The organism is Streptomyces sp. NPDC002619, from assembly GCF_042889305.1.
In the GTDB taxonomy this organism is placed as follows: domain Bacteria; phylum Actinomycetota; class Actinomycetes; order Streptomycetales; family Streptomycetaceae; genus Streptomyces.
On sequence record NZ_JBIAQV010000132.1, the window covers coordinates 1 to 2780 of the forward strand.

At 70.5% G+C, this 2780-nt stretch carries 2 protein-coding genes and 1 pseudogene; all 3 read right to left on the reverse strand.

Going from position 1 to position 2780, the window contains the following annotated elements:
• Window positions 1-44: 44 nt before the first annotated feature.
• Window positions 45-1505 (reverse strand): FAD-dependent monooxygenase, encoded by a 1461-nt coding sequence (locus tag ACFYXB_RS45710; protein ID WP_389591415.1) that lies wholly within the window; start codon window positions 1503-1505, stop codon window positions 45-47.
• 252 nt (window positions 1506-1757) lie between these two features.
• Window positions 1758-2075: a hypothetical protein gene (locus ACFYXB_RS45715; RefSeq protein WP_389591416.1), complete on the reverse strand. Its 318-nt coding sequence runs from the start codon at window positions 2073-2075 to the stop codon at window positions 1758-1760.
• A gap of 495 nt (window positions 2076-2570) precedes the next feature.
• A pseudogene (locus ACFYXB_RS45720) lies at window positions 2571-2780 on the reverse strand (integrase); the annotation flags it as partial.

Sequence of the window (2780 nt, forward strand, 5' to 3'; positions counted from 1 at the left end):
CTGGGCCGTCGGCTCTGGTGGCGGCCTGAGCCGTAAATCCCCGCTCAACCCTGGAGGGTGGAGAATCCCCTCCCTTCAGGGAGGGGAGCCTTCAATGCTGGTGCCGCTGCCGGTGCTGCCAGGGCCGCCGTGGTCGTGACCCTCCTGGTGGCGCTGCCCGTGCCGAGGGCCGTCTCCCCGCGCCGCAGCGCCAGATACCTCCGCAGGCCCCCGTTGACTTCCCGTCGCACCCGGCGCAACACCGGGACCTGGGTGGCCCGGTGCAGCTGGTAGCGCCACGGCGGCTGGACCCCCTGCCGTACCGACATCGCGTAGGCGAACGCCACCAGGTCCTGCTCAAGATGGCGGTCGAGGTGCTCGAACCAGGCCATGCTCGTGCGGGCCGCGGCCTGCACCGGATGGAGCGCGGCTCGGCGGCGCCCGTCGTAGGCATGCAAAGCGGCGGGCAGCTCTGCCTGCGTATACAGGCTGTGCGCGAGCTCGATCGCATCCAGCAGCGCCAGCCGGGTGCCGGAGCCCAGGGTGTAGTGGGTCGTGTGGGCGGCGTCCCCCAGCAGCACCACGTTGTCGTGGTACCAGGTGGCGTTGCGTACCTCGGTGAAGTGCTGCCAGCGCGCCGGTTCCCCCCGGGACTGGCCAAGCAGCGCGTGGCCGTCCAGGGCGGAGGCGAAGATCTGCTCCAACAACCGCACGCCGTCGGCGCTGTCGAGCGCATCGAGCCCCAGCCCCCGCCAGGTCTCTGGGGCGCACTCGACGACGCAGGTGCTGATCCCCGCGCTCGAGGGGTAGGCATAAAACCAGACCCACCCGGCCGGGGTCGGTTCGAAGGCGAAGGTGAAGCGGGGGAACACCTTGTCGGTGCCCAGCCACATGTAGGGGTTGCGGCCGACTTGCAGGCGGGTGCTGAAGTGGTCGCCGTGCAACTGGCGCACCCGGCTGTTGGCCCCGTCGCAGGCGACGATCAGGTCGGCGTCGGCGAGCTCGGCTAGGTCTTCGACCGTGCGGCGGTGCTGGACATCCACCCCCAACTCGGTTGCGCGTCGGGTGAGGATGTCGAGCAGGGTGGCGCGGGCGATGCTGAAGCCGTACCGGCCCAGATACGCGGTCTCTTCCCCGAGACGGACCTCCTGGTCTTGCCACAGGGCCGAGGCCGCACGCACCGCCTGGGCGCTGTCGGGGTCGTTGCCGTAGAGGTGGTCGAGCAGGTCGTCCCCATACCCCACGCCCCAGCCGTAGGTGGCCCCCGGCGGGTCGCGTTCGATGACGGTGATGTCAAGGCCGGCATCGCGGCGCTTGGCCGCAATCGCGAAGTACAAGCCGGCCGGTCCGCCGCCGACGCACACGATTTTCTTGGCGTGTCCCGTTCTGGCTGCGCGGCCGGGCGGTCGCACCGCGGCTGCGGCACCCTGGTGCGCGGCCGGTGTCGGGTTGGGGCCGCCCAGCGACGGGGGGGCGGTCCCGGCCGGCGTCTCCTGCCGGTGGGGTCGGTGGAGTGGTGTTCGCATGGGTTCCTCTTACCTGGGTTGAGTCTTGGCGCCTGTGGGTCGGTACGCGTCTGGGGGCACAGAAGGGCGCTGGGGGCTGGGCGTGTGCCCGGCACCGGCGCGCGGGTGCGGCGATCTCCCGCCTCAGGAGTGTCTGCCGCACCCGCGCCCGGTCCTTGGCGATCTGACCGGGGGTTCCTCGTGGCCGGTCAAGCGCCGCCTGGGGTGCTGCGGGGGGTCAGGGCAGCGTCGGTGCCGCCTGCCCCGGGTCAGCTACCAGCTGCTCGAGCTGCCCCAGCTACTGGAGCTGCCCCAGCTGCTCGAGCTGCCCCAGCTGTCGTCGCCGCCCCAGCCACCCCAGCCGCCCCAGTTGCTCGAGCTGCCCCAGCTACTGGAGCTGCCCCAGCTGCTCGAGCTGCCCCAGCCGTCGTCATCGCCCCAGCCACCCCAGCTGCTGACGCTTGCCACGGTGGCGTGCGCCGGGCTGGCGGGGGCGGCCTGAGCCGCGACGCCGCCGCCCAGGAGCGCCCCTGCGGCGGTTGCGGTGATGACCGCGACCTTAGCGATCTTCTTATGCGTGGTTCGAAACATGACCCGTCCTCCTTTCTGTGGGTGAGCCTCACACCGGGTCGGTAAGGTTCTATGTCGAGTAAGCCCGAGCGGGTTTTACGTCGTCACGTCACTGAATAACGTGACTTGACACCCACAAACGATCTTGATAGAAACCCGCGTCCCGGCCCCGTGACAGCCCCGCTGGCCCTGGGACAGCCCCCTTGAGACGCCGGCGCCGTAGACCAGCCTGGCGGTCACCGCGACCCCGCCCTCCGCGCCGGCCCCGCCGTCGGAACACCCCCGCGCCTGCGGGGAGAACCGGATACAGAAGGGGCAGACCGCGGTCGCTGACGGAACACCCCCGCGCCTGCGGGGAGAACACACCATGCGCGCCGGATGCGCGCACATGACGCGGAACACCCCCGCGCCTGCGGGGAGAACCGCACGGGGGCTCCTCAGAAAGCGGAAAGAGGCGGAACACCCCCGCGCCTGCGGGGAGAACCCTGCGGGTGCCGGAAACCCCGTCCATGCTGGTCATGCCGCATGTTGATACTCATGCAGGATGCCGCCGAGCCGTTCGTGTCGGTGTATGTCAAGGCGGGCGATCTGCTCTGGATTGGTGATGGGCGTGGGCAGCGGGCGTAGCGGCCGGGCGTTTGCGATGCCCTGGTGAGGCCGGTGTCCGTTGTAGAAGCGCTCGAACTCGCGCAGGACGTGGAGCAGATGCCGCTGGTTCCAGATCAA